Annotated in this window: 25 protein-coding genes and 1 pseudogene; 13 read left to right on the top strand and 13 right to left on the bottom strand. The window is 71.7% G+C overall.

Translation table 11 applies throughout. The features are described 5' to 3' along the window. Positions 1-80: 80 nt before the first annotated feature. From IE317_RS04885 to IE317_RS04870, 4 genes are read right to left on the bottom strand one after another with little or no spacing between them, the layout of a single operon-like run. Positions 81-1,286, bottom strand: a complete 1,206-nt coding sequence (locus IE317_RS04885) for an ABC transporter permease (RefSeq protein ID WP_191306839.1) — start codon at positions 1,284-1,286, stop codon at positions 81-83. Continuing rightward, positions 1,283-1,969, bottom strand: a complete 687-nt coding sequence (locus IE317_RS04880; protein WP_191306838.1) for an ABC transporter ATP-binding protein — start codon at positions 1,967-1,969, stop codon at positions 1,283-1,285. Before IE317_RS04880 ends, IE317_RS04885 begins: the two co-directional genes overlap by 4 nt. Then, positions 1,966-3,060, bottom strand: a complete 1,095-nt coding sequence (locus tag IE317_RS04875) for a peptidoglycan-binding protein (RefSeq protein ID WP_191306837.1) — start codon at positions 3,058-3,060, stop codon at positions 1,966-1,968. Before IE317_RS04875 ends, IE317_RS04880 begins: the two co-directional genes overlap by 4 nt. Continuing rightward, positions 3,057-3,596: a hypothetical protein gene (locus tag IE317_RS04870; RefSeq protein ID WP_191306836.1), complete on the bottom strand. Its 540-nt coding sequence runs from the start codon at positions 3,594-3,596 to the stop codon at positions 3,057-3,059. Before IE317_RS04870 ends, IE317_RS04875 begins: the two co-directional genes overlap by 4 nt. Before the next feature lie 112 nt (positions 3,597-3,708). Here IE317_RS04870 and IE317_RS04865 point away from each other — a divergent pair, with 112 nt between their 5' ends. From IE317_RS04865 to sepH, 3 genes are all read left to right on the top strand, one after another. Then, entirely contained in the window at positions 3,709-4,371 is a 663-nt protein-coding gene (locus tag IE317_RS04865) for a response regulator transcription factor (RefSeq protein ID WP_013230194.1), read from the top strand. Then, complete coding sequence (locus tag IE317_RS04860) at positions 4,368-5,519, top strand: ATP-binding protein (RefSeq protein ID WP_191306835.1); 1,152 nt, start codon at positions 4,368-4,370, stop codon at positions 5,517-5,519. The genes IE317_RS04865 and IE317_RS04860 overlap by 4 nt, the downstream gene beginning before the upstream one ends. A gap of 608 nt (positions 5,520-6,127) precedes the next feature. Further along, complete coding sequence (gene sepH / locus IE317_RS04855; RefSeq protein ID WP_191306834.1) at positions 6,128-6,973, top strand: septation protein SepH; 846 nt, start codon at positions 6,128-6,130, stop codon at positions 6,971-6,973. Here sepH and IE317_RS04850 read toward each other — a convergent pair. Next, entirely contained in the window at positions 6,970-7,323 is a 354-nt protein-coding gene (locus IE317_RS04850) for an MmcQ/YjbR family DNA-binding protein (protein WP_191306833.1), read from the bottom strand. The genes sepH and IE317_RS04850 overlap by 4 nt on opposite strands. Before the next feature lie 40 nt (positions 7,324-7,363). Here IE317_RS04850 and IE317_RS04845 point away from each other — a divergent pair, with 40 nt between their 5' ends. Next, positions 7,364-8,872 (top strand): hypothetical protein, encoded by a 1,509-nt coding sequence (locus IE317_RS04845; RefSeq protein WP_229902477.1) that lies wholly within the window; start codon positions 7,364-7,366, stop codon positions 8,870-8,872. Here the strand turns inward: IE317_RS04845 and IE317_RS04840 are convergent. Beyond that, on the bottom strand, positions 8,812-9,423 hold the full coding sequence (locus IE317_RS04840; protein WP_191306832.1) for a DUF2537 domain-containing protein: 612 nt from the start codon (positions 9,421-9,423) through the stop codon (positions 8,812-8,814). The two genes, IE317_RS04845 and IE317_RS04840, sit on opposite strands and share 61 nt — an antisense overlap. A 31-nt stretch (positions 9,424-9,454) precedes the next feature. Next, positions 9,455-10,261: a TrmH family RNA methyltransferase gene (locus IE317_RS04835; RefSeq protein WP_191306831.1), complete on the bottom strand. Its 807-nt coding sequence runs from the start codon at positions 10,259-10,261 to the stop codon at positions 9,455-9,457. A 209-nt stretch (positions 10,262-10,470) separates the two neighbouring features. Between IE317_RS04835 and IE317_RS04830 the strand changes: the two genes are divergently transcribed. The 5 genes from IE317_RS04830 (at position 10,471) to IE317_RS04810 (ending at position 15,047) form a co-directional block, all read left to right on the top strand. Next, positions 10,471-11,970 carry a glutamate-cysteine ligase family protein gene (locus IE317_RS04830; RefSeq protein WP_229902476.1) on the top strand — a complete coding sequence of 500 codons (1,500 nt, stop codon included), beginning with the start codon at positions 10,471-10,473 and terminating at the stop codon, positions 11,968-11,970. A 15-nt stretch (positions 11,971-11,985) separates the two neighbouring features. Then, entirely contained in the window at positions 11,986-12,582 is a 597-nt protein-coding gene (locus IE317_RS04825) for a TetR/AcrR family transcriptional regulator (RefSeq protein WP_191306829.1), read from the top strand. Between the two features lie 73 nt (positions 12,583-12,655). After that, positions 12,656-13,315, top strand: coding sequence for a biliverdin-producing heme oxygenase (locus IE317_RS04820; RefSeq protein ID WP_191306828.1), 660 nt, complete (start codon positions 12,656-12,658; stop codon positions 13,313-13,315). Between the two features lie 189 nt (positions 13,316-13,504). Beyond that, the gene (locus tag IE317_RS04815; RefSeq protein ID WP_072476063.1) at positions 13,505-14,128 is read left to right on the top strand and encodes a superoxide dismutase; all 624 of its coding nucleotides are present in this window, start codon (positions 13,505-13,507) and stop codon (positions 14,126-14,128) included. A gap of 106 nt (positions 14,129-14,234) precedes the next feature. Beyond that, positions 14,235-15,047 carry an arylamine N-acetyltransferase family protein gene (locus IE317_RS04810; RefSeq protein ID WP_191306827.1) on the top strand — a complete coding sequence of 271 codons (813 nt, stop codon included), beginning with the start codon at positions 14,235-14,237 and terminating at the stop codon, positions 15,045-15,047. A 660-nt stretch (positions 15,048-15,707) separates the two neighbouring features. On the opposite strand, the gene IE317_RS04805 is transcribed toward IE317_RS04810, so the two are convergent. The 3 genes from IE317_RS04805 to IE317_RS04795 all read right to left on the bottom strand — a co-directional run bounded on the left by IE317_RS04805 (position 15,708) and on the right by IE317_RS04795 (position 18,045). After that, a complete protein-coding gene (locus IE317_RS04805; RefSeq protein WP_191306826.1) occupies positions 15,708-16,964 on the bottom strand; it encodes an MFS transporter in 1,257 nt (418 codons plus the stop codon). Between the two features lie 113 nt (positions 16,965-17,077). After that, on the bottom strand, positions 17,078-17,509 hold the full coding sequence (locus IE317_RS04800; protein WP_191306825.1) for a MarR family winged helix-turn-helix transcriptional regulator: 432 nt from the start codon (positions 17,507-17,509) through the stop codon (positions 17,078-17,080). 110 nt (positions 17,510-17,619) lie between these two features. After that, the gene (locus IE317_RS04795) at positions 17,620-18,045 is read right to left on the bottom strand and encodes a hypothetical protein (protein ID WP_191306824.1); all 426 of its coding nucleotides are present in this window, start codon (positions 18,043-18,045) and stop codon (positions 17,620-17,622) included. A gap of 144 nt (positions 18,046-18,189) precedes the next feature. Between IE317_RS04795 and IE317_RS04790 the strand changes: the two genes are divergently transcribed. Then, on the top strand, positions 18,190-18,768 hold the full coding sequence (locus IE317_RS04790; RefSeq protein ID WP_191306823.1) for a hypothetical protein: 579 nt from the start codon (positions 18,190-18,192) through the stop codon (positions 18,766-18,768). On the opposite strand, the gene IE317_RS04785 is transcribed toward IE317_RS04790, so the two are convergent. Beyond that, the gene (locus IE317_RS04785; protein WP_191307273.1) at positions 18,769-20,238 is read right to left on the bottom strand and encodes an NCS2 family permease; all 1,470 of its coding nucleotides are present in this window, start codon (positions 20,236-20,238) and stop codon (positions 18,769-18,771) included. A gap of 82 nt (positions 20,239-20,320) precedes the next feature. On the opposite strand from IE317_RS04785, the gene IE317_RS04780 reads away from it, so the two are divergent. After that, entirely contained in the window at positions 20,321-20,548 is a 228-nt protein-coding gene (locus IE317_RS04780) for a DUF2530 domain-containing protein (RefSeq protein ID WP_191307271.1), read from the top strand. Positions 20,549-20,551: 3 nt separating this feature from the next. On the opposite strand, the gene IE317_RS04775 is transcribed toward IE317_RS04780, so the two are convergent. After that, positions 20,552-23,359 (bottom strand): sacsin N-terminal ATP-binding-like domain-containing protein, encoded by a 2,808-nt coding sequence (locus IE317_RS04775; RefSeq protein ID WP_191306822.1) that lies wholly within the window; start codon positions 23,357-23,359, stop codon positions 20,552-20,554. After that, a complete protein-coding gene (locus IE317_RS45060) occupies positions 23,356-25,359 on the bottom strand; it encodes a DUF3027 domain-containing protein (protein WP_268246853.1) in 2,004 nt (667 codons plus the stop codon). The genes IE317_RS04775 and IE317_RS45060 overlap by 4 nt, the downstream gene beginning before the upstream one ends. Here IE317_RS45060 and IE317_RS04765 point away from each other — a divergent pair. Further along, positions 25,288-26,064: a glutaminyl-peptide cyclotransferase gene (locus tag IE317_RS04765; protein ID WP_191306821.1), complete on the top strand. Its 777-nt coding sequence runs from the start codon at positions 25,288-25,290 to the stop codon at positions 26,062-26,064. The two genes, IE317_RS45060 and IE317_RS04765, sit on opposite strands and share 72 nt — an antisense overlap. 50 nt (positions 26,065-26,114) lie before the next feature. Then, positions 26,115-26,372 (top strand): annotated as a pseudogene (locus tag IE317_RS04760) (hypothetical protein); the annotation flags it as partial.

The raw sequence follows: 26,372 nt of genomic DNA, 5'->3' as shown, positions 1-26,372 counted from the left end.
ACCTGGCGTTCAAGCGCCTTGAATGACCCATTCCTGGCGTCGGACGCCAGGAATGAGTCATTCACTGCACCCGAACCGGCTCAGGCGAGCGCCCGGGTGGGGGCCAGGCGGGCCGCCCGCACCGCCGGGTAGGCCCCGGCGACCGCGCCGACCAGCGCCGCCACGCCGACCCCGCCCACCAGCGCCCCGGCCGGCAGCACCGCGGGCCAGCCCTGGCTCAGCGCGTACCCCGCCGTCACCATGACGCCGACCAGCACGCCCGCGAGCCCGCCGAGCCCGGACAACAGCACCGACTCCGCCAGGAACTGCCCCCGGATCTGCCGTTTCGTCGCCCCCAGCGCCCGGCGCAGGCCGATCTCGCGCCGCCGTTCCAGCACCGAGATCACCATCGTGTTCGCCACGCCGACCCCGCCGACCAGCAGCGCCACCCCGCCGAGCCCGAGGAACAACGCGCTGTAGGTCGTGTCCGTCAGCTTCTGCGCCGCCAAGGCGTCCGACGGGCGCCGGACCTGGACCTCGTTCGGCGCCTGCGGGTTCAGCGTCGCCGCCAGCACCGACCGCACCCCGTCCACTTGGGACTCCTCCGCCCGGACGTACACGGTGGACGGGTGGCCGTCGAACCCGAGCAGCCGCTTGGCGACGTCCCAGCCGACCAGCGCCGACCGCTCGACCTCCGGCGCCAGCGGCATCGGCGCGAGGATGCCCACCACGGTGAACCACTGCGTCCCGATCAGCACCTGCGGCGGCCGGGCCGGGTCGATGTGGTCGATGCCGAGCCGGGCCGCGGCCTGGGAGCCGAGCACGGTCACCGGGTAGTTCTGGTTCCCGGTGGCCAGAAAGGCTCCGGTCCGCACCTTGCCGCCCAGCACGGCGAGCAGATCCGGCCGTGCGGCGTACACGGCCAGCCCGGACGTGTCGTCCGGCGCGATCTTGTCGCTGCGGCGCACGCTCGCCGACGTCGTCCCGGTGCCCGCGGCCGCCTGCACCGGCCCGATCCGCTTGGCCATCGGGACGGCGTCGTCGGGCAGGGTCGCGTTGTCCCCGAACAGCGTCTGGCCCGGCCCGGCGGTGAGCAGGTTGGGGCCGAGCGCGGCCAGCCGGTCGTGCAGGGCCTGCGCGCCGGAGGCCGGGATCGCCAGCACCGCCACCATCGCGGCGACGCCGATCGCGATGCCCAGCGCGGACAGCACCGCCCGCACCGGCCGCGTGCGCATGCCGTGGGCGCCCAGCGCGACGACGTCCGGGGGCTTCAGACGGGCCGGCTCCGGCAGTGTCACCAGGGTCATCGCGCCCCCACCAGGCCGGTGTCGAGCCGCAGGTGCCCGTCGAGCAGCTCGATCCGGCGGGGCATGCCCGCGGCGATCTCGCGGTCGTGGGTGATCACGACGATCGTGGTGCCCTCCGCCGACAGCTCGCCGAGCAGCGCGAGCACGGACGCGCCGGTGCCGGTGTCGAGGTTGCCGGTCGGCTCGTCGGCCAGCAGGATCGCCGGGTCGTTGACGACGGCCCTGGCGATCGCGACGCGCTGGCGTTCGCCGCCCGACAGCTCGCCGGGCCGGTGCCACGCCCGGTGCCCGAGCCTGACGCGGTCGAGCGCGGCCAGCGCCCGCGCGCGCCGCCGTCGCCGCGCCACCCCGGCGTAGAGCAGGCCGGTGCACACGTTGTCCACCGCACTCATCCCTTCGTCGAGGAAGAACTGCTGGAACACGAACCCGATCCAGCGCGACCGCAGGGCCGAGACCTTGCGGTCGGGCAGCGCGGCGACGTCGTGGCCGCGCAGCTCCACCCGCCCGGAGGACGGCCGGTCGAGCGTGCCCATCAGGTGCAGCAGGGTGGACTTGCCGGACCCGGACGGCCCGACGATCGCCACCATCTCACCGTCGTCCAGCGAGAGCGAGACGCCGTCGAGCGCGGCGACCCCGCCGGGGTAGGTGCGCGTGACCTCGTGCACGCGCAGCACGGGTGTCACGACGTCGTCACCACCCGCATGCCCGCGGCCAGGCCGGTGCCGGAAACCTCGACCTTCCCGCCGCTGAACAGTCCGGTCTGGACGGCGATCAGCCGTCGTTGCCCGTTGTCGTCGACCTCGACCGCGTACCCGCCTTCGGCGAGCGCGAGCAGCGCGCCGACCGGGACCGCGAGTACGCCTTGGCGGACGTCCTTGGTGAAGCGGACGGTCGCCGGGGCCGAGTCGAGGCTGCCGGCCACGGCCGGGTCGTCGAGCCGGACGGTCACGGTGATCTTGGGCTTGCCGTCGTCCTGGCCGGCCGCGTCCTTGCCCTCGACCGCGGTCCGCCCGACGTCGGTGATCGTGCCTTGCGTCGTCTTCCCGTTGATCGTCACGGACGCCTTCGCGTCCTGCTGGGCGAGGCTCTGCTTGGCCGCGTCGAGCTTCACCTGCACCGACCGGACGGTGCCGGTCGTCTTGAGGATTTCGCCCTGGGCGGGCGCTCCCGGCTTGGCGGCCAGCGCCGACACCCGCAGCTCGCCCGCGGCCAGCACGACGTCGCCTTGGCCGAACGCACCGGTCTGCTCCAGGCCGAGCGACTTCTGCCACTTCTTCAGCGCGGCCGCCGTCGCCGCGGTGAACTTCTTGTCCGGCGTGCCGAACCCGCCGAACCCGCACGCCTTGAGGTTCTCCTCCAGCTGCTTGACGTCGGCGCCGTCGTCCGCGCCGAGCGCGAGGTCGCGGTAGAACGGCAGCGTGCCGTAGAACAGCGGCACCAGTTTCGCGTCCACTCCGTACACCGCCTGGCAGCGGGTGAGGGTGGCGCCGGCGGCCGGCAGCGACGTGATCGTGCCGGGCTTGCGGCCCTGGACGACCGATTCGTCGCCGTAGCCGAGCGTGCCGTCGGCCTCTTCTTCTTCGCTCAGGTCGGTTTTGGCCACTTCGGCGGTCTCGACCGCGGGCGGCGCGGCCTCCTTGACCGGCGTCGCGCTCGACACCCGCGTCAGGATCACGACGGAGCTGGTGCCCAGCACCACGACCAGGACGGCACCGGCGATGAACCAGCGCGTCCGGCCCCGGCGGCGCGGTTTCAGGTGCGTCACGTCGTTCACTTGCCCGCCTCGGAGTGGACGCTCATGCCGAGCCCGCAGGCCTTCGCGGCGTCCTCGAACTTCTTCGGGTCGTCGCCCGGCCCGCCGATCCGCATGGTGTTCTTGCCGCTCGGGTCGGGGTCGGGCATGTCGACGCCGTGCTCCCGCATGCACTTCGCCTGCTGCCGCATCTTGTCCAGTTCCTCGGGACTCGGCTGCTTCATCTCGCCGCCGTTGGGCATCAGGTGCTTGCACGCGTTCTGCGCGGCGTCGATCTTCCCCTTGTCGGCACCCTCGCCCTGGATCGCGATCGACATCCCCTTGCCGTCACCGGCGGGCTTCGGATCGGGCATGTCGACGCCGTGCTCGCGCATGCACTTGGCGAAGTCGCGCATCTTGTCTTCGTCGCTCTTGCCGCTGTTGTCGGCCGCTGCCGGGCCGCCCGTCTTCGGCGGCGTCGAGATCGAGGCGACCTTCGACCCGTCGTCGGGCTTCGCCCCGCAGCCGCCGAGCAGCAGGGCCGTCCCCAGCGCCGCGACGGCGATCCGTGTCCGCATGGCTCGCTTCCTTTCGTCCGGTGGGGAACCAGGTCTACGGATCGGGTGGTTCGGGCGCGCTAAGCGACGTCGCTTATGCGGTCCTTATGGCCTCCCTGCGCAGACTGGGCCGGTGCGGGTGCTGGTGGTGGAGGACGAGCGGTTGCTGGCCGACTCGGTCGCGGAAGGGCTGCGGCGCTTCTCGATGGCCGTCGACGTCTGCTACGACGGCGAGCAGGCCATGGAACGCGTCGGCGTGCACGGCTACGACGTCGTGGTGCTCGACCGCGACCTGCCGAAGGTGCACGGCGACGACGTCTGCGCGGCCGTGGTCCGTGCGGGCGGCGAGGCGCGGGTGCTGATGCTGACCGCGGCCGCCGACGTCACCGACCGGGTCGCCGGCCTCGGCCTCGGCGCCGACGACTACCTGACGAAGCCGTTCGCGTTCGCCGAGCTCGTGGCCCGTGTTCAGGCGCTGTCGCGGCGCGCGCGGCCGGCGTTGCCGCCGGTGCTGGAACGCGACGGAGTCGTGCTCGACCTGCCGCGCCACCAGGCCGCCCGCGACGGCCGGTTCCTGCTGCTCTCGCCGAAGGAGTTCGCCGTGCTGGAGGTGCTCATGCGGGCGGAGGGCACCGTGGTCAGTGCCGAAGACCTGCTGGAAAAGGCGTGGGACGAGCACGCGGACCCGTTCACCAACGCCGTGCGCGTCGCGGTGATGACGTTGCGGCGCAAGCTGGGTGACCCGCCGGTGATCGAGACCGTGCCGGGCGCCGGCTACCGGTTCGGCACGCCGTGACCGGGTTTTCCGTCCGGACCAAGCTGACGGCCTGGTACGGCGCGCTCTTCCTGCTCGCCGGGCTGGTCCTGGTCGTCATCAACTACCTGCTCGTGCAGAGCACGCTGCCGGACCCCACCCGGGCCGCGCTGACGACGGTCGGCTCCGCCGACGTCACCTTCGGCGTCGCGGCCCGCACGGCTCTCCCGTCCCCGGGCGTCGCGGTGCAGCTGCTCAGCGGCTCGCTCGACGAGTACCGCTCCTCGACGCTGTCCACCTTGGTGGTCGGCTCGGCGATCGCGCTGGTCGTCACGGCGGCGCTGGCGGTGCTGTTCGGCTGGCTGATGGCGGGCCGCGCGCTGCGGCCGCTGCACGACATCACCTCGGCCGCACGACGGCTGGAGGCGGGCAAGCTCGACCGGCGGATCAACCTCGAAGGGCCGCCGGACGAGCTGAAGGAGCTGGCGGACACCTTCGACGGCATGCTCGACCGGCTCGCGGAGTCGTTCGACAGCCAGAAGCGGTTCGTCGCGAACGCCTCCCACGAGCTCCGGACCCCGCTGGCGGTGCAGCGGACGCTGATCGAGGTGGCGATGGCCGACCCCGACGTCCCGACGGAGCTCAAGAAGCTCGGCACGCACCTGCTCCACACCAACGAACGCAGCGAGCGGATGATCGAGGGCCTGCTGGTGCTGGCCCGCAGCGACCGCGGGCTGCACGCGCGCACGCCGGTGCGCCTCGACGAGGTCGCCGCGGCGGTCGTCCGGGCCACCGCCGCCCAGGCCGAGGCGGCCGGGGTGGCGGTGGAGACCCGGCTGCGGCCGCGGACGGTGGCGGGCGACCCGGTGCTGCTGGAGCGGCTGGTGACGAACCTGGTGGTCAACGCGATCACGTACAACACCGCGGGCGGCTGGGTGTACGTCGAGGTCCGCGGCGACCCGGCGCTGGAGGTGCGGAACTCGGGGCCGGTGGTACCGCCGGAGGCGGTGCCGACGCTGTTCGAGCCGTTCCGGCGGCTGGGCGGGGCGGAGCGGACCGGCGACACGCGCAACGCGGGGCTGGGGTTGTCGATCGTCCGCTCGGTGGCCCAGGCCCACGGCGGCCGCGCCGAGGCCCAGCCGGGGCGGCGCGGCGGCCTGGCCGTGACGGTCCGGCTGGCGCCCGCTTGATCCGCACCCCCGCCTCGACGCAGTGAATGACTCATTCCTGGCGTCTGGCGTCAGGAATGAGTCATTCACTGCGGCCCGACCGGCCCCCGTCCGCCCAGCGCTCCCACCCACCACCTGCGGGGCCCCACCACCCCGCCCGGACCACTCCCGCCGTGCCTCGCCGCCGACCGGCCCGGCCGGCGCGGCCTCACGGTGATGGTCCGCCTGCCGCCCGCGTGAGTCCGGGCTCATCCGCGGCTGGCGTTCCGGCCGCCGCATGACTGCGCGCGCCACCGCCGTTGATCGGAGGCTCAGCCGGACGGCCGTCGCGATCGGCCCCGGCCAAGCCCGGTCGCCGAGCCGCTCCAGCCCGCCACCGCCGCCCCCGGAGCGCCCACCACCCCACCCCACCACCCGCACCGGACCGCCCGCTTGATCCACTCGATCGTGACTTTGCGTGTCCGGCGTGTCACCCCTTTGCCGCTGACCAGCGTGAGCGACGATGCCTGTAACACAAAATGAACAGTGGGGCAGTTCCGTGCGGACTCGGCGCGCCTCGCACGTCAAGCCGACGCGCCGTTCTAACGTGGGCACCCACAACGGTGAAGAAGATCGGGGAGGCGAGAACAATGCGGGCGCTGCGAGTGGTCGGACTGCACGAGGACGGGAAGTCCATCGTGCTCGAAGACCCGGCGAGCCGTACTCGTTTCCTGCTCCCGGCTGATGAGCGACTGCGCGCGGCGGCGCGGGGTGACATCACCCGCCTCGGCCAGATCGAAATCGAGTTGGAGAGCCAGATGCGGCCACGCGAGATCCAGCAGCGCATCCGGGCCGGCGAGTCCGTCGAGCAGGTCGCCGCGAGCGCCGGTGTCTCGACGCAGCGCGTCGAGCGCTACGCCTACCCGGTGCTGCTCGAGCGGTCCCGGACCGCCGAGCTGGCGCAGAGCGCCCACCCGGTCCGCGAGGACGGCCCCGACGTGCAGACGCTCGGCGAGGTCGTCGCGCACAGCTTCGGCGTCCGCGGCCACGACTACTCGCAGGCCACCTGGGACTCCTGGAAGGGCGACGACGGCCGCTGGGTCGTCGTGCTCCGCTGGAAGGCCGGCCGGTCGGACAACCGCGCGCACTGGGCGTTCTCGCCGGGCGCGCACGGCGGCACGGTGACGGCGCTGGACGAGAACGCCGAGGTCCTGCTGGACCCGAACGCCTACCGCGCCCCGCGCACGGTCCGCGCCCTCGCACCGGCCCGCGAAACGGAGTTCCAGCCGACGCTGGATTCGGTGGAGCCGGAGCGCGCCCAGCTGCCGTCGGCCGAGCCGGACCCGGACGACGACACCCGCGAGATCCCCCGCGTGCCGACGGATCCGGACGAGGACGCGGCGGTGCCGGAGCCGCGGCCGAAGGCCAAGAAGAACCACCCGATCGTGCCGTCCTGGGAGGACGTGCTGCTCGGGGTCCGCTCGCAGCGCGGCTAATCCACCAGCGCGGCGAGCGTCTTCGGCGCCACCAGCCGGTAGGCCTCGCGCACGATCCGGTCGACCTCGCCCCAGTCGACGTCGACGTCCAGGCGCACCCCCAGCCACCCGCGGTGCCCGACGTACGCCGGCCGGAAGAACCGCTCCGGCTCGGTGCGCACCAGTTCCTCCTGCGCACCCGGCGGCGCCGGGCACCAGAAGGCGAGCCTGCCGTCGCCGTGGTGGTCGTCGGCGAACATCGCGAAGGTCTTCTTGCCGCGCACGAACCACGCCGGCGACCCGTGGCTCAGCCGTTCCGTCGCCTCCGGCAGGGCCAGGCACACTTTTCGCAAAGCGTCCAGCTGCTGCATCCCCTCAGGCTACGATGTCACGCTGAGGGAGGGATCGATCATGCAGGGTGACCAGCAGGCGTGGCTCGTCCGCTTCGCCGAGCTGAGGTACCGCCCGTTCGGCGGCGCCCCGGTGGTCGAGGTGGTGCCCGCGCAGTGGGGCCTCGATCCGACGACCGTCCGGCAGGCCGCGCACTCCCGCCGCTACCGCGAAACCGCGCCGGACCGGGCGGGGTCCCTGCGGTTCGAGTTCGCACCCGGGCTCTTCCCGCCGCCGTTCGACCGCGGGCCGGGCACGGAGGCGGACCGCCGCCGGCTCGCGAAGCTGCTCCACGGCCAGGAGCAGTTCTGGGCGAGTTCGCGGCGGCTGCGGCTCGGCCGCGACGACATCGGCAACGCCGCGGCGGCGGCCGGGATGACCGTGGTCGCCGAAGCCGCCGACGCGACCGACCGGCTCCTGCTGCTGCGGCGCACCGGGCTGCCCGACGAGGAACTGCGGCCCCGCACGGCCGGACGCCGGCTCGGCCTGAGCACGGTCCAGAGCCTGGCCGCGGTTCTCGGCATCGCCGGGATCGCCGTGGGCACCTGGTTCGCGGCCACCGCCGAGCAGAAGTGGCCGGTCCTGCTGATCCCGGTCTTCCTGATCACCGCGGTGGCGGCACCGTTCCTCGTCCGCGCGATCGCCGGCCGGTCACCGCGGATGCCGTGGCTCGACGAGCCGTTCGACGGCAGTCCCCAGGTGATCGTGCTGCCGCCGCCGTCGGTGTCCCCCGAACTGCTCGGCGAAGTCGCTTCGCTGTACGGCTATTTCTCCGCCGGTCCGTGCGACGCGACCCGCAACCACCTCGACCTGCTGTTCCGGAAGACCCGCCCCGGCCTGGTTTTCGGCACGCCGGCGCCCCGGGTTCCGCCGTCCTTCGAGGTCCCGCCGCCCTTCGAGGTCCAGCCGGGATCACCGGACCGGGAGCAGTGGCTGCGCAACCACCTCGACGGCCGTGCCGAGCTGTGGGTGAGCGTCCGCCACGCGAAGCTGACGCCGGCCCGGATCGCCGAGATCGCCGGCGGCGAGGGGCTGCACCCCGTCGCGGAGTTCGCCGACAGCACCGACCGGATCCTGCTGCTGCGCGGCCGTTCGCCGGTGCCGGCGCGGAAGTTCCGGATGTCGTTCGCCGGCTTCCTCGTCCCCGCGGTGTGGGCCGTGCTCTGCTTCGGCGGCGGCGCCGTCACGGCGTTGTTCACCGGCGAGCAGCGGATCTTCGCGATCGGCTTCGGCCTCACCGCCCTCGGCGTGCCGCCGCTGTTGTGGGTGCTCCGGATCTTTCCCCGCTCGGCACGCGTCGGCTGGCTGGCCGGCGAGTTCGACGGAAGCGCCAGCGTGACGTTCTTCTCCGGCCAGTTCGACGTCTCCCCCGAACTGGTCCGCCAGATCGCCGCCTTCCACGGCTACTTCTTCCGCAGCCAGACGGCAACTCAGGCGCAGGGCGCGCTCGTCACGTACGCCCGGCTGCCTCAGAACGCGATGACCAGCACGCCGATCCACGCGATCACGACCCCGCCGGCCGCGCCGTAGGCGGCCCAGCGCAGGATCGGGGTGCGGCGGATCAGCCACAGCGACGGCGTGATCCCGGCCGTCACGATCACCGAGGCCACCAGCGCGAGCCAGCCGCTGGTTTCGCGGGCCAGCGTCGAAGCCAGCGCCAGCATGGCCACCACGACCACGGCCGCGATGAACGCCGAGACGGTCAGCCCGGTCAGCCACGGCGTCGGCTCGCCCGGCGGGCCGGGCGGGCCGAGCACCGCGCGGACGAACCGGTGGCCGGGTTCGGTGGACGGTGGCGGCGGCTCGACGACCGTGTCCGCCCCGGTCACCGGATCCACGAACCGCACGGCCGTGCCCATCACCGAGGCCAGCCGGCCGGCCAGCTGACGGCCGCGCTGCGAGACCACCGCGCCCGCCTCCGCCCCCGGATCGGCGGTGACCGCGGACGCCACGCGCGCCCACTCGTGCAAGGCCTGGGCCAGGTCGGCCCCGATCGCGAGCTTGTGCGGGTCCACCTCGCGCGCGTGCTCCCCGCCCGGGCCGGCCAGCACGGCGCGCTCGCCGCGGATCCGCAGCTCCATGGTGCCCCTTCCCGCCTCGGAGAACAGAACTTTAGCCGCCCCGGGCCAGTTCGTAGAAGGCAACGGCGGCGGCCGTGGCGATGTTCAGTGAATCGACTCCGGCCGGCATGGGTATCCGGACGGCATGATCAGCCGCCGCGAGCGCCGTCTCGGTCAGCCCGGGACCTTCGGCTCCGAAGAGCAACGCCACCCGCCCGGGCGCGTGCTCGCGCAGCGCGGACAGCGGGATCGACCCCGGTCGCGGGGTGAACGCCGCGACGGCGAACCCGCGCGCCCGCAGGTCGTCGAGCCCGCCCGGCCAGTCCGTCAGGTGTCCGAAGGGCACGCGCAGCACGTGCCCCATCGACACGCGCACGCTGCGCCGGTACAGCGGGTCGGAGCAACCCGGGCCGAGCAGCACGCCGCCGACGCCGAGCGCGGCGGCGTTGCGGAAGAGCGCGCCGAGGTTTTCGTGGTCGCCGACGCCTTCCAGCACGGCGATCGGACCGGTGCCGCCGACGACCTCGGGAACCGTCAGCGGCACCGGCCGGTCCGCGACGGCGAGGATCCCGCGGTTGAGGTGGAACCCGACGACTTCGGCCATGATCTCCGCGGACGTGACGTACTGCGGTACCTCGAGCCCGGCCAGGTCCCCGGCCAGCTCGCCGAACCGCCGCTGCACTCCCAGCAGCGCCCGTACCGGGTAGCGGGACGCGAGCAGCCGGGACACCACGACGGTGCCTTCGGCGATGACGAACCCGCGCCCGCCGGGCCGGTCGGGCCGACGGTCCGCAGTGGACAGGTCGCGGAAATCGTCGACGCGGGGATCGCCGGAGTGGTCGATGTGGATCACGCCCATCCGCCCAGTCTGTCATCCGCTTGCCGGGCGTCCGACTGGTCCGAACGTCCACCGCCCGGTGGTACGAACGGGGCCATTTTGCTTTCGGTTAACCGCCCGTGACGGAGAGCACCAGTTTGGCCGCTAGCCCGGCTGCATCGCCTGTGTAACGGTTGTCCGCCGGGGCCTGAAACACGTCCTAGTCCACGCCGACAGAAACAGGGATGGTCATGGGGATGGACCTCGAGGCTCAGTCGTTCAACACGCTGGACCGAGGGAGGTACCGCCGCAAGGTGCAGCGTTGTCTGGACACGCTGGCCCGGATGCTCACCGACGGCAGTTTTTCGTTCCCCCGCAAGAACATCGGCCTCGAAGTGGAACTGAACCTCGTCGACCGCGAGCTGCGCCCGTCGATGACGAACACCGCGGTGCTGGAGGCGCTCGACGACCCCTCGTTCACCACCGAGCTGGGCCAGCACAACATCGAGCTGAACGTCCCGCCGCGGCCACTGGCCGGCGATTCCGCGCTCCAGCTCGAAGACGACCTCCGCGCGTACCTCGACACCGCGTCGACGAAGGCGCGCGACACCGGCTCGTCGCTGGCGATGATCGGCATCCTGCCGACGCTGAAGCACGAGCACTTCGACCAGAAGTGGCTCACCAACAAGACCCGGTACTCCACGCTGAACGACCAGATCTTCGCCGCGCGAGGCGAGCGCACGGTGCTCGCGATGGAAGGCTCGGCGCTCCCGGGCCAGCAGCCCGAGCGCCTGCGCAGCTACGCGGAGTCGATCCTGCCCGAAGCCGCGTGCACCAGCGTGCAGCTGCACCTGCAGGTCGCGCCCGAAGAGTTCGCCGCGCACTGGAACGCCGCGCAGTGCCTGGCCGGGCTGCAGATCGCGCTCGCGTCGAATTCGCCGTTCCTGCTCGGCAAGGCGCTCTGGCACGAGACGCGCATCCCGCTGTTCCTGCAGGCGACCGACACCCGGCCGGAGGAATTGAAGAACCAGGGCGTGCGGCCGCGGGTGTGGTTCGGTGAGCGCTGGATCACGTCGATCTTCGACCTGTTCGAGGAGAACGTCCGCTACTTCCCCGGCCTGCTCCCGGAAACCGACGCCGAAGACCCGATCGAGGCGCTCGACGCGGGGCAGGCGCCGAAGCTCACCGAGCTGCGCATGCACAACGGGACGATCTGGCGCTGGAACCGCCCGGTGTACGACGTCGTCGACGGCCTGCCGCACCTGCGCGTGGAGAACCGTGTGCTGCCGGCCGGGCCGACGGTGGTCGACACGGTGGCGAACGCGGCCTTCTTCTACGGCGCCCAGCGCGCGCTGGCCGAGGCCGAACGCCCCGTGTGGAGCCAGATGTCGTTCCAGGCGGCCGAGGAAAACCTTTACGCGGGCGCGCGGCGGGGCTTCGACGGGCAGCTGTACTGGCCGGGCATCGGCTGGATCCCGCCGGACGAGCTGGCGCTGCGCGTGCTGCTGCCGCTGGCCCACGAGGGTCTGCGCGCCTCGGACGTCTCCGACGAGGCCCGCGAGCGCTACCTCGGGATCATCGAGCGCCGCTGCCTGGCGCGGCGGACGGGCGCGACCTGGCAGCGCGACTACGTCCTGCGCGCGCAGGAACGCGGGCTGGACCGCGAGGCGGCGTTGAGCCTGATGCTGGGGCGCTACCTGGAGCTGTCCGAGGCGGGCGAACCGGTGCACACGTGGCCGGTGGCCGATTGACGCTAGCCTGGTCGGATGCCGAAGATTCTCGGTGAGTCGCTGGAGGCACACCGGCGCGAGGTGCGGGCCCGGGTCTTCGACGTCCTGCGCGCGCAGCTCTACGAACGCGGCTTCGACGCGATCACGCTCGCCGGCGTGGCGTCGGCGGCCGGCGTGGGCCGGACCGCGCTGTACAACCACTTCCCGGACAAGGAGAGCCTGCTCGTCGCGTTCGTCGAGGACGAAGCGGCCCGGTACGTCACGCAGCTCACCGAAGCCGTCGAGGCCCAGTCCGACCCGGTCGACCAGCTGGCCACGTTCGTCCGGTTGCAGCTGCGCGTGCTGAGCGAGTACCACATACCGCCGGGCACGGCGCTGGCGTCGGCACTGGCCCCGGCGGCGTACCGGCGGATCAGCGCGCACGCCGACCCGATCACCGACCGCCTCCGCGCCATCCTCGGCGGTGGGGTGGACCTGGGCCGCTGGCCGGCCGAGGACCCGGACGTCCTGATCCCGATGATCACCGCGGCGCTGGGCAACCGGACGCTGGTCGAAGGGCCCGCCGACCAGCTGGAAGACGTCGTCGAGGCGGCGGTGCGGTTCGTCCTGCGCGCGGTCGGAGCCGCGGTTTAGGGTGGCCTAAGCCCGATGCATGCCCTACGATCTTTCTGACAGCGTGTCAGATCGATCGCCGGGAGGCCTGCCCATGTCGGTGACCACGGACGCCCGCCCGTTCTCGGCGACCTTGCGCGCGTCGACCCTCGAAGTCCACGAAAAGGCGAACTACTCGACGTACATGCGCGCCCTGCTCGGCGGCGAGCTGACGCAGGAGGGCTACACCCGGCTCGCGATCCAGTACTACTTCATCTACGGCGCCATCGAGGCGGCGAGCGACCGGATGGCGGGCGACCGCGTCGGCGGCGAGTTCGTCTTCGACGAGCTGCGGCGGCTGCCGAACCTGGAGCGCGACCTGGCCCACCTGGTCGGGCCGGACTGGCGTTCGACGATCACGCCGCTGGCCTCCACCCGGGCTTACGCCGCGCGGATCGAGGAAGCGTCCGCGTGGGCCGGCGGGTACGTCGCCCACCACTACACGCGCTACCTGGGCGACATCGCCGGCGGCCAGGCGATCCGGCGGCTGCTGGAGAAGACGTACGACGTCGCCGAGGCGGGCACGCTCTTCTACCACTTCGACGGCATCGGCAGCGCGCCCCGCTTCCGGGATGCTTACCGGGCGAAGCTGGACAACGCCCCGTGGGACGAGGCCGAGCGGGCCCGCGTGATCGACGAGACGGTGGTGGCGTTCGAGTGCAACGTCGCCGTCTTCGACGAGCTGGCGTCGCGACTGGACGAGTTCCGTGCCTGATCTCACAGGCCGTTGACCTCCAGTTAAGTCCAGGTTGCAGGCTCGGTTTCGGGCGGCGGACCCTCGGGTACGCCACCCACGAGCCGGTCATCCCAGGCGGTGATCACGACATGCCCCCGCTCGCCGCGGAGGGGCGTGTGCTACTAGGTTCGGTACCGGAAACTTGTGTCGAAGACAGAAGGAGGGCCAATGGCCCGCTACGAGCTGCCCGATCTCGACTACGACTACGGCGCCCTCGCGCCGCACATCTCCGGCGAGATCAACGAGCTGCACCACAGCAAGCACCACGCGACCTACGTCAAGGGCGCGAACGACACGCTCGAGAAGCTCGAAGCCGCCCGCGAAGCGAACGACTTCGGCTCGATCGTCGGCCTGGAGACCACCCTGGCCTTCAACCTGGCCGGCCACGCCAACCACGTCGTGTGGTGGAAGATCCTGTCGCCGGAAGGCGGCGACAAGCCGACCGGCGAGCTGGCCGCGGCGATCGACGAGGCGTTCGGCTCCTTCGACAAGTTCAAGGCGCAGTTCACCGCCGTCTCGACCACGATCCAGGGCAACGGCTGGGGCGCGCTGTCCTGGGACCCGATCGGCAAGACGCTGATCACCCAGCAGCTGCGCGACCACCACAACAACCTGATCCTGCCGACCGTGCCGATCCTGCTGGTCGACGTCTGGGAGCACGCGTTCTACCTGGACTACAAGAACGTGAAGCCGGACTACGTCAAGGCCCTGTGGAACATCTTCAACTGGGCCGAGATCAGCAAGCGCTTCGACAACGCCGTCGCGGGCGGCAACGGCCTGCTGCTCGGCTGAGCCTGTTCCCGTCGAACGGGGCTCTCCCTTCCGGGAGGGCCCCGTTTTCGTCACCGGGTGAAAATGCCTTGACCTCGACCGCGGTCGAGGTGTTTGAGTGGTCGGCATGGACATCGACGCGTACCTGGACCGCCTCGGCGTCGCCCGCCCGGCGGCGCCCGACCTCGCGACGCTGCGCCACCTGCAGGAACGCCACCTGGCCGCGGTGCCGTTCGAGAACCTGAGCAGCCACCTCGGCGAGCCGGTCGTGCTCGAGGAGGACGCGCTGTTCGCCAAGATCGTGGGCCGCCGCCGCGGTGGGTTCTGCTACGAGCTGAACGGCTTGTTCGCGGCGCTGTTGCGGTCACTGGGGTACGAAGCTTCGCTGCACGCGGCCCAGGTGTTCCGCCCGGACGGCACCCTCGGCCCACCCCTGGACCACGCGGCGATCGTCGTCTCCTCGGACTCCGGGGATTGGCTGGTGGACGTCGGTTTCGGCCGGTTCTCCCGTCACCCGCTCCAGCTGTCCGCCGTGGACGCCCAGCGCGACCCGGACGGCGAGTTCCTGATCCTGGACGCCCCGCACGGCGACGTCGACGTCCTGCTGGACGGCAAGCCGCAGTACCGCCTCGAGCGCCGCCCGCGCCCGCTGGCCGACTTCATCCCGATGGCCTGGTGGCAGACGACGTCGCCGGAGTCGCACTTCACGCAGTCGCTGACCTGCTCCCGCCCGACGGCCCAGGGCCGGGTCACGCTGTCGGGCGCCAAGCTGATCGAGACGGTCGACGGCGTCCGCAACGAGGTCCTGCTGCCTTCACCCGAAGCGATCCGCCTCGCGTACCGCGTGTACTTCGGGATGACGTTGACGCGCCTGCCGGTATCGCCGGGTGAGAGCCCCTTGACGGCCGGCGCGAGCCAGCCCGACACTGCCTTGACGTGAACGAAGCCCCGGCCTGGGGTTTTCCCAGGGCCGGGGCTCCGTCCGTTCCCGAACTGACTGCCGCTCCCACCACGAAGCGGACGTGTATGAGGTTAGCCTAACCTCATCTCTGCGGGCAAGACTTCGGCTGCGGAGACTCCGATCCCACTCTTCCGGGTGACACTCAGGGCCGCAGGCCCCGGTTTTTGTCGGTGGTCGCCGATACGGTCACGCCATGGATACGAACCGATACGTCTCGTCAGACCTTGGCCCGCTTGAGCACCCGCAACCCCAGCCCCCGCCGCGCCGGCCAGGGTTGGTTGCAGTGCACACACGAGGCGACAACCGACGAATCAGAACCGGAACTCGACCGCCGGACTCCTCATCGGGCGACCCGCCCGCACGGTTCCACGGCTCTGGGCTACCGCCACCATCGCGCGCGCAACGAAGAGCCATTGCTGGCCATTCCGGATGCCTTCGCCTGGTGCTGGCAAAGGGGTGGGCCATGGAAGGCACGCGCCAAGGACTTCGTCGTGGCCGTCAACCTCGCTTGAGCCGAAAACGCGAAACCCGGCCCGCCCACCGTCCGGAAGGCTGCCGGGTCCACTTCGCCCGCCTACTGGCGGGTGCCGACTCACTATACCGCCCTCTCCCCGAGCAGCCAAGATCACCGCTTCCCCGTCAGACCTTGGCTCGCTTGAGCACCCGCAACCCCAGCCCCCGCCGCACCGGCCACGAAATCCCGCCCCGCCGGATCAGCACCACCGCGCACACCACCGCGGCCACGGCCGAGACCGCCCCGCCGATGTAGAACGGAGACCGCCCGCCGAACTCCTGGGCCATCCACCCGACCATCGGCCCGCCGATCGGGTTCCCCCCGATCAGCACGAGCACGTACAGGCCCATCACCCGGCCGCGCATCTCCGGGCTGACCGACGTCTGCACCAGCGCGTTCGCCGTGTTGAGGAACGTCATGGTGGCGAAGCCGAGCGGGATCAGGCCGAGGCCGAACGTCAGGTACGTCGGCATGAACGCCGTGAGCAGCTCGAACACGCCCAGGAAGAAGGCCGAAACCAGCATCAGCCGGACCCGCGGGCGCCCCTTGGTGCCGCGGCGGGCGGACATCAGCGCGCCGGTGAAGGTGCCGACCGCGACCAGTGTCGAGAGGAGGCCGTAGCCGTCGGCGGCGGTGTGGAACACGTTCGCCGCGACGATCGGGAGCGAGCTGAAGTACGTGATGCCGAACGTGCTGACGAACAGCACCAGGACCATCACCGTCATCAGGTCCGACCGCCGCCGGACGTACCGCAGGCCCTCGGCGAGCTGCCCCTTCTCGCGCGGCACCGCCGCGACGCGGAACAGCTTGTCCGGGTTCATCAGGACCAGCCCGGTGATCACCGCGACCGTGCTCAGCGCGTTCGCGATGAACAGCCAGCCGGTGCCGATCCAGGTGATCGCGAACCCGGCGATCGCCGGGCCCACGATCCGGGCCATGTTGAAGATCGACGAGTTCAGCGCGACGGCGTTGGCGACCTGGTCGCGGCCCACCATCTCGGCCACGAACGACTGCCGCGTCGGCACTTCCAGCGCCGCCGTCACGCCGAGGGTGAAGCACAGGACGTAGACGTGCCACAGCGCGGCGATCCCGCTCAGGTCGAGCACGCCGAGGATCGCGGCCTGCGTGCACGCCGCCCCCTGGATCCAGGTGAGCAGGCGCCGCTTGTCGACGCGGTCGGCGAGGACGCCGGCCCAGAGTGAGAGGAACAGCGTCGGCGTGAACTGCAGCGCGACGGCGACACCGAGCGCGATCGGGTTGTTGCCGCTGAGGGTGAACACCAGCCAGTCCTGGGCGATGCGCTGCATCCAGGTGCCGATGTTCGAGATGACCTGGCCGGTGAAGAACAGCCGGTAGTTGCGGACGCGCAGCGAGGCGAACATGCTGCCGCGCTTCGGGGCGGAAGGTGGTGACGCGGACGGCGGTGCGGCCGATTCCCGGGTAGCAGTGGTCTGGATCGAACGTTTGGTTTCGCTACCCGTGGCCGTCACCGTGGTTAGTTCCCCGCCATCCTGTCTATGATTTCGGCGGCTTTGGAGAGCACTTCACGCTCTTCGTCGCCGAGTTCCGCCAATTGCCGGTCCAGCCACGCCTCCCGCACGGAGATGGCCTTGCGAACGTAGGCCAGCCCGCTCTCGGACAACTCGACGATCGCTTGCCTGCCATCGGTCGGGTGCGGGCGCCGCTCGACGAACCCCAGCTCCTCGAGCGCGGCGATCACCCTCGTCATCGAAGGTGGCTGGACGCCTTCCTTCGCGGCGAGCTGCCCCGGGGTCAGCGCACCGCACTTGTGCAGGGTGGACAGCGCGGCGACCTGTGTCAGCGTGAGGTCGTCCCCGACGCGCTGTGCCCGCAGCCGACGGTTGAGCCGGACCACCGCGAGACGCAGACGGCTCGCCAACGAGCGTTCGTGCGTGTCGCCGGACATATAGTTAGCATACCTTACGAATATCCGGCCGACCGGGTGATGTTGGTCATCGGCACCCCGGACAGCACGACGGCCCCGGTCCACCAGGGGCCGGGGCCGTCGCTGCGCGATCACCAGATGCAGTTGGGCACCGTGTCGGTTTCGCTGATGATGTGGTTGTCCGGCACGAATCCCCACCAGCCGGACGGCGAGTCGGCCTGGGTGTAGAGCCAGCGGTACGGGTGCGGCCCGCCGCCGTTGAACTGGTTGTCGGTCTTGCAGGCGTACCAGCTCGGCGTGCCGTACATGGTGCCGTAGCTGCCGCTGTAGCCGGCACTGCTGTAGACCTTCGTCGGCGACTCGTTCTCGCAGTAGAACGCCTCGTGCGGCCGCCCGGCCGGGTCCGTCTTGTAGAACCCGGCCGCCCAGCACGCGCCGGCCGGGGCGGCTTCGGCCACCGCGGGCACCGTGAAGGCGATCCCGGTCGCCGCGACCGCCGCGGTGAGCACCCGCTGAACCGAGCGGTTCCGGACCGAGAAGACAGCGCGACTGCGCATCAGTTCCCCCTTGGACATCCAGCGAGGCCACCCCCGTGGCCTCCATGATCGGCAGCGTAGCAAGATCGAATCGCGCCCACCGCGGACTTCGGCAACCTGGCCGCGGTTCACGCGTCCTCCCCGCAGAGAGAACTGGGGAGCGGGATGAACAAGAAGCTGGTGGGCTCGGCCGTGGTCGGCGCGGCGGCCCTGACCGTCGTGGTGGCGCAGTTCGCGGGCGGCGGTGACGACGCCCCGGCGGCCGCACCGCCGCCGACGACGATGCCCACGGCCACCACGCTGCCGTACCGGGAGACCAAGCAGATCTACGACTTCCCGGCCGAGGCCGGCCGCGGGACCGGTGGCTTCGACGTCGAGATCCCCGTCCCGACCGGCTGGGCCGTCACCGAAGACAAGGACCGCGCGAGCTACCGCCACGGCGACCTCCTGCTCGAGACCGACCGGGTGGCGCTCGAGCAGGAGGATCCGGTGAGCGGCCTGCGCGCCGTGGCCAAGGCCGCCGGCCACGGCGGCTCGGTGGTCGAACACGCCCCGGTCGCCGACTACGACGCCGCGGAGTGGGACTACACCGACACCCGCGACGGGAGCCCGCGCCGGATCACCGTGGTCGGCCTCGGCGTCGGCGACCGCCTCATCACGATCCGGTTCGAGGCGCCGCCCGCCGAATTCGAGCGCAACCGGGGCGTCCTCGACGCGGCGCTGCGGGTCACCGGCGCCGGTTGATCACCGGAAGGCCGCCTGGATCGGCCCGACCGCGAAGTACGCCACGAAGGCCAGCGCGATCACCCACATCAGCGGGTGCACCTGGCGGGCCTTGCCGGTGGCCGCGCGGATGACGACGTAGCTGACGAACCCGGCGCCGATGCCGTTCGCGATCGAGTACGTGAACGGCATGACGACGATGGTCAGGAACGCCGGCAGCGCGATCGAGTAGTCGGTGAAGTCGATGTCGCGGACCTGCGACATGAGCATCGCGCCGACCACGACCAGCGCCGGGGCGGCCGCCTCGACCGGCACCACCTGGTACAGCGGCGTCAGGAACATCGCGGCGATGAACAGTACGCCGGTGACGACGTTCGCCAGGCCCGTCCGCGCGCCTTCGGCGATGCCCGAAGCCGACTCGACGAACACCGTGTTCGAGCTGGCCGAGCCGAACCCGCCGGCCGCGCCCGCGAGGCCTTCGACGAACAGCGCCTTGCCGACGTTGGGCAGCTGGCCGTCCTCCGGGAGCAGGTCAGCCTCCTTCGCGAGGCCGGTCATGGTGCCCATCGCGTCGAAGAAGTCGGCGAGGACCAGGGTGAACACCAGCAGGCAGACGGTGATGATCGGCAGCCGCGTCCAGGCGCCGAACGAGACGTCGCCGACGAGCGAGAGGTTCGGCAGGCCGAGCACCTGGTCCGGCAGCGCCGGGTAGCCGAGGTTCCAGCCCTTCGGGTTGGTGCCCTGCGACGGCCCGGCTTTGACGATCGCCTCGACGACGATGGCCAGCACGGTCGAGGTCAGCACGCCGATCAGGATCGCGCCCTTGACCTTGCGGACGACCAGGATGCCGGTGACCAGCAGGCCGACGACGAACACCGCGGTCGGCCAGGAGGCGATCGAGCCGTTGATGCCCAGGCCCACCGGGACGGTGGTGTGCGCGGCGTCCGGCAGCCGTCGCACGAACCCGGCGTCGACCAGGCCGATCAGGCAGATGAACACGCCGATGCCGACGGCGATCGCGGACTTCAGCGCGGCCGGCACGGCCCGGAACACCGCGGTGCGGAAGCCGGTGAGCACGAGCAGCACGATGATCACGCCCTCGATGACCACCAGGCCCATCGCCTCGGGCCAGGTCATCTGCGGGGCGATGGTGACCGCGACCAGGCTGTTGATGCCCAGGCCGGTCGCGATGGCGAACGGGTAGTTCGCGATCAGGCCCATGAGGATGGTCATGACGCCGGCGACCAGCGCGGTCACCGCCGCGACCTGCGGCACCGGGAGGATGCCGCCGAGGACGTCCTTGTGCGCGCCGGCGTCGTCGGCCGAGAAACTGCCGATGATGAGCGGGTTCAGCACCACGATGTAGGCCATCGTCACGAAGGTGACCAGGCCGCCGCGCAGCTCGCGCGGCACGGTCGACCCCCGCTCGGTGATCTTGAAGAACCGGTCCAGTGTGGACGTCCCGGTGCGGGTCGTCTCCTGCTCCGCCATTCGCCTGCCCATTCTCTCGCTGCTGCGGAGTACCCTGCACCTCGTGAGTGAACCGATCAATCCACCGGAGGTTACGGGCTCGTTGCGGCACACGCCGGAGCTGCCCAAGAAGCTGACCGACCTGACGCCGGTGGTGATCGTAGGCACCTCGATCTGGGCTGTCGCGCTGGTGGTGCTCTTCTTCACGACTTCGGCGCTGTGGGTGCAGACGGCGCTGTCCGGGTTCGCGCTCGGCTTCGTCGGCCTGGCGATCATCGCCTGGCAGCGCGCGGCTGCCCGCCGCGGTTCGAAGTCGGCCCAGCGGCTTTGAGCGTTACGCCAGCAGCGTCCGCGGCGACGGGTCGTCGAGCAGCGCCGTGATCAGGTGCCGGTCGGGCCAGCGCCCGGCCGCCCAGGCGAACGCCCGGGCCAGCCCTTCCGAGGTGTCGGCCGCGTGCAGCCGGTCATCGGACCACCACTGGACGTCGTGCTCGGCCTCCTGGATGCGCACGGTGAGCGGGTCGTGCACCAGGACACCCCCGTCCGGGAGCCGGGTGCCGAGCTGGTCCGCGACGAGTTTCAGCGCGGGAAGCTCGGCCCAGGGCGCGTACTCGCCTTCGCTGACGACCCGGGCTTCCTCGGTGCTCGCGAGCGGCAGGTCGAGCAGGTCCGCGAGCCGCTCCGGATCCTCGGGGGCGACCACGTACCGGTCGGGCTCGAGCGCTCCGGCGACCCACGGCACGTCCAGGACCAGCGCGTCGTCCACAACGGACCCGTCGGCGGCTCGCACGGCGCGCGGCGCTGCCGGTTCCAGTCCCGACTCGACGACGGCGTCGTAGGCGCGCGTGGTCAGCCCGGGCGAGACCACGCGGTCCGGGTCGGCGAGCCGGTCGAGGAGGTCGCCGGCTTCGTCCACGCTGGACAAGGCGAGGTTCTTCCGCACCCCGGCGATTTCGAGCAGGTCTTCGCTCAGGCCGACCTCGGGGACCTCGTCGAAGAGCCCGGCCAGATCGGCGGCCGGGAGCCGCCACTCGTTCGGCGCGGCGCCTTCCAGCACGGCGTACTGCGCGATCCACCAGGCGGCGTGGCCGTTCGGCGCGCGCAGGGCGTGCCACGTCTCGGGCCGCGCGGCGAGCAGCCTGATGGCCGCGGGCCAGGCGTCATCGCCGACGAGGTCGAGGTCCCGGATCGCAACGAGCGTCGACGGCGGCTCCGGCAGCGAGTCCCACCAGGCTTCTTCGCCGGGCAGGTCGTGGTCGGGCTCGTGCGGTTCGTCGTCGACGACCACGGCGAAGGAGTCGAGCACGCCGGCGGCTTCGAGTGTGCTTTGTGGCCAGTCCCCGGCGAAGTCCTCGTCCAGGACATCCATCGCGCCGTCTTCCTCGAAGACCTCTTCGTCGAAGATGTCGAGCAGCGGCGACGTCGGCAGGACGAGTTCGTCGGCCCGGCGCCAGGTATCGGTGCCGGGCAGGGCGAGCGCACCGGCCCAGCGCGGGGCGTCGTCGCCGCAGTCGGCGATCAGCCGCAGCACGGCCCCGGCGAGCGTCGTACCGTCCAAACCGGACCGGACGTCCTCGACACTGCGCTCGACGGCGTCCCGCAGCTGGTCGGCGTTGAGCAGCTCGCGGGCGTCGGCGTGCTTGGCGCCCAAGCGTTCCAGGAGCGGGTGCGACGCGGCGGGGTGCACCAGCCGCAGTCCCGGGATGTCCACATCGGACAAGAGATCGAGCAGCTCGGCCGAGCCTTCGACGAGCAGACAGCCTCGAGCTCCCGGCAACGTCCGGCCATCGGACAGGGGAACGGGCAGGCCGTCGAGCCGTTCCGCGGCGAGCACGTGCGACTCGACGGCGATCGCCAGGGCCGCGTAGAGGTCTCGCCACCAGCCGGGGTCCCGAGTGACGCCGGTCAGCGTCTCCAGCACCTCTTCGATGCCGATCACTTGCACGGCAACGACTTTGAGGAGTTGCGCGGGCCCTTCGATCAGCCCCGGCACGAGGTCTTTCAGGAGCACGGCCAGCCCGGGAGCGTCGACGTCGAGCACCCGCGCCTGCCGACCGGAAACCTCGTTGCCGTCCTTCGTGGACAGCCAAGGTTCCACACTGAGGGACGCCAGGACTTCGTCGCGAAGCTTGTTGTCCACAGTAGACTTGGGAAACCCGGGTGCCGGAACGAGCGCGAACCGTTGTTCGGCCGGAAGCAGCCTTACGAGTCCGACGTACTCCTTCGCCGCCGCCTCGAGCGCCTGCGCCAGCTCGGGGCCAGGCAGCGCACGGCGCCGCGACGGTTCGACCGGAACGGAGGCGAGCAGCCGGGCGGGCAGCGACAGCGCGTCGTCGGTGGGGGTGGGAGCGTGCAGAACGTCCTCGTCGAGCGGGAGAGGTGCGCCATCGGCATCGACGGGGACGGCCCACACGACGTCATCGCGGTGGGTCAGCCAGCGCGTTTCTCTTTGCGGGCCCCGAATTTCGACGAAGTCGCCGTCGTCCTGCCGTGTCCAAACACGACCGTCCACATCGAATTCGCGCAGCCAGGGCAGGGCAAGCAGCAGATCGGCCACGTCCTGGGCGAGGTCGTCGAGGAGAGCACGCCCATCGACGCCGTCCCGGAGGGGAAGGCGGACTTCGGTGTCGAAGCCGGGCGGCACATCGGCCGGGACGGGCCAGGGAAGCCGCAGGACGGGAACGTCTCCCGCGATCCCGGCGGCTTCCCGGGTGCGCTCGGCGGAGAAGGCGACCCCGCCGGTGCTCGAGACAACGCGAGGTTCGTCGGAAACGGTCCGCACGGCGGCGAACCCGACCCCGAAGCGCCCGACGGTTCCACCGGTCTTGCCGGAAGCCCGCAGCGACGCGAGCGAGGCAACACCCCGCGCATCGAGCGGCGCGCCGGTGTTGGCGAACCGAAGTTCGGAGTCCACTAGAGACACTTTCACCCGCCCCGGCGAGCCCCCGGCCATGGCGGCATCGGCGGCGTTCTGCGCGAGTTCGACGAAGAGCCGATCCCGGTAGGCGCCGACCCGGAGGTCGCGTTCGACGTTGGTGTCTTCGGTGAGCCGGGTGGGCGAGTCCCGCCAGGAGCGCAGGGTGGCCTCGCGGAGCCGCGCGGTCCCGAACGGATCGCCCGGCTCAGGGGTGTCGCCGATCACCGTTCGGAGGCGTCGTCGACCTGGGCTTGCGCTTCATCGGCGGGGAGAGCCTCGCTCACAACCTCACCGGTGAGGGCGGCTCGGGGCAGCTCACCTTCCTGAGCATCACCGGTATCAGTCGGAGCCGGTTCAGCCTCGGGCGCGGCGGCATCGGTCACCTCAGCCTGAGTCGGCTCCCCCTCAGCAGCCTCCGGCGTGGCAACAGCATCCGTCACCTCGGCCTGAGTTGGCTCAGCCTCGGCAGGCTCCGGCACCACGGCATCCTGCGCCTCGGCCGGGCCCGACTCCACCACTTCCTGCGGCCCGCTCATCGCTTCGATCGCCTCGGCGGGCGCCGGCTCGGCAGCGAGATCGGCCACCTCCGCCGGGACGGGGTCCACCTCCGCAGCATCGGACTCCGCAGCCACCGGGATCTCGCCCGCCTCGGGCTCGGCCGTCACTTCGGGCGAGTCCGGGTCAGTCCGCACCTCGGCCGCATCGGTCACCTCGGCCTGCGTCGGCTCGGCTTCCGCCGGCTCAGGCACCTCCGCCACGACCGGCTCGCCAGCCGATCCCGCCGGATCGGCCGCCTCCGAAGCCACCGGCACCGCCTGCTCCGGCTCCGCGGCCGCCGCCGATGCTGCTTCCGGCCCGGCCTCCGCCGCAACCGGCTCAGCCGACACCGAAGCAACCGCCTCCGTCGCGACCGGCTCGGCCTCCGAAGCAGCGGCTTCGGGAGCCACCGCCTCAAGGGCTTCCGCTGCTTCACCCGGCTCAGTGACCTCGCGAGCCTCCACCGATGCCTCCGGCTCGGCCGCCGATGCTGCTTCCGGCGCGGCCTCCGCCACCGGCTCGGCTTCCGCCGCAACCGGCTCGGCCTCCGCCGCAACCGGCTGCCCCGCCTGCTCCAGGTCCGGCGCCACCGCCGATGCTGGCTCCGCCGCAACCGCCTCCGCGACCGGCTCCCCCGCCTGCTCGGGCTCCACGGCAGCTTCCGGCTCGGCGGCCGAAACCTCCGAAACCTCCGCAGTCTCCGAACCCACCGACTCCGCAGCCGCTTCCGGCTCCACCTCCGCCGGCGATACGTCCGACTCCGCGATCCCCGTCTCCGGCTCGGCCGCCGCCGTCTCCACGATCTCCGGCGCCGGCGTGAAGTCCAGCAACGAGTCGTCGTACACCAGCTCGGCCACCGGGACCGATGAGGTCAGCTCGACCTCCACCTCCGAGTGCGCTCCGCACCCGTACTCCACGTCCACCACGTGGCCGTCCGCCGGGGCGATGTCGTTGCTGCACACGCCGAACACGCCGCGCAACGAGCCCGCCAGCGGCACGAAGAACCCGCACGTCCCGCACACGTCCGGCGCGCTGCGGGCCATGTCCGAGCGGGGCCCGAACTCGCCCGCGTGCCAGCGGGCCGCCGCCTCCGTGCGGCCGAAACGGGACAGCGTGTGGACCCGGCCCAGGCCGACCTCGCGGGCGACCTCCTCCACCGCCGGGTCGTCCGACTGGAGGTACGCCGGGGCCAGGCGGGGGTCGTCGTCCGCCGTGGGGAAGATGTCGCCGACTCCGAGGTCGCCCGCGCGGACGCGGCGCTCCCAGGGCACCCACGCCGGCGCGACCAGGGCCGAGGGGCCCGGCACCAGCACGACCTCACTGACCGTCACCGGCTCGTCTTCGCCCGCCGCCGCGACCGTGACCGACCAGCGCCAGCCTCCGTAGCCCGGGACCTGGGCCTCGAACAGGTGACTCGCCGTGACCGCGTCCTCGCGGGTGACCCCCACGTGCGCGCCGAGCTGCTCCTCGGGTGCGTCCTCCAGCACCGCAGCTCGCGCGAACTCCACCGCATCGGCGAGTTTGCGCTGCACGGAACCGTCGTCCAGGGTCAGCAGCAGAGTCATGCGGCCAATTGTGCCGCACGCATCCGCGGCGCCCGTGCCAGGCTGTTCAACGTGCGCACGCCGATCGTCACCGCCCTGCTGATGGCCGCCGCGCTCGGCGGCTGCGCCGGCGCCCCGGAACAACCGGAACACCCCGCCGGCCCGGAACGGCTCACCGTCCAGGTCGTGGCGACCCTGCCGCACGACCCCGCCGCCTTCACCGAAGGCCTCGAATTCGCCGGTGACACGCTCTACGAGAGCACCGGGCTCGCCGGCCGGTCGATGCTCACCGCCGGCCCGGCGGGCGGCCCGCCCCGGGTCACGGCCACGCTGCCGTCGCCGCTGTTCGGCGAGGGCGTCACCGTCCTCGGGCCGAAGCTGTGGCAGCTCACCTGGCAGGACGGCTTCGCCATCGAACGCGACGCCGCCACCCTCGCCGAGCTGCGGCGCGTCCCGTTCCAGGGCGAAGGCTGGGGCCTGTGCCACCAGGACGGCGGCCGCCTGGTGATGAGCAACGGCTCCGCGCGGCTGACGTTCCGGGATCCGGCGACCTTCGCCGTCACCGGGGGCGTCGACGTCGGCCGCGACCAGCTCAACGAGCTCGAATGCGTCGGCGGGGACGTCTACGCAAACGTTTGGCACACCGACACGATCCTGCGCGTCGAGGCCGCGACCGGACGCATCACCGGGACGATCGACGCAGGTCAGCTGCGTGCGAAGGTGAACGCGACCGGCACCGAGGACGTGCTCAACGGTATCGCCGCCGTCCCGGGCACCGGCGACTTCCTGCTCACCGGGAAGCAGTGGCCGGTCACGTTCCGCGTGAGGTTCGTCCCGGCTCCGGCGTGAAAGCACGGATGAGCAGGCGGAACCGGCCCCCGGTAAGGCAGGATTGACACGTGGCACTCTTCGGCTCCCGCTCCGACGGCTCCGGCTCGCAGCAGCGCGGCCGGAAGTCCAAGCGGCGCTGGACGCCGGAGCCGGGCGCGGCCCAGGCCAGGTCCTGGCGGGACGCCGCCGCGCCGCGCGCCGAGCACGGCAGCCCGCCGCCGCCCACCCGCGTCCAGCGCCAGAGCGCGCCGCCGCGACAGGTCGAGCAGTGTCCGGGAGTCCGCACTGACCTGCACCCGATCGACCCGCTGATCCACCAACGGCGG

Origin of the sequence: Amycolatopsis bullii, from assembly GCF_014654205.1 — a bacterium.
Classification (GTDB): Bacteria; Actinomycetota; Actinomycetes; order Mycobacteriales; family Pseudonocardiaceae; genus Amycolatopsis; species Amycolatopsis plumensis.
This window is presented reverse-complemented; position numbering and strand designations above follow the sequence as displayed.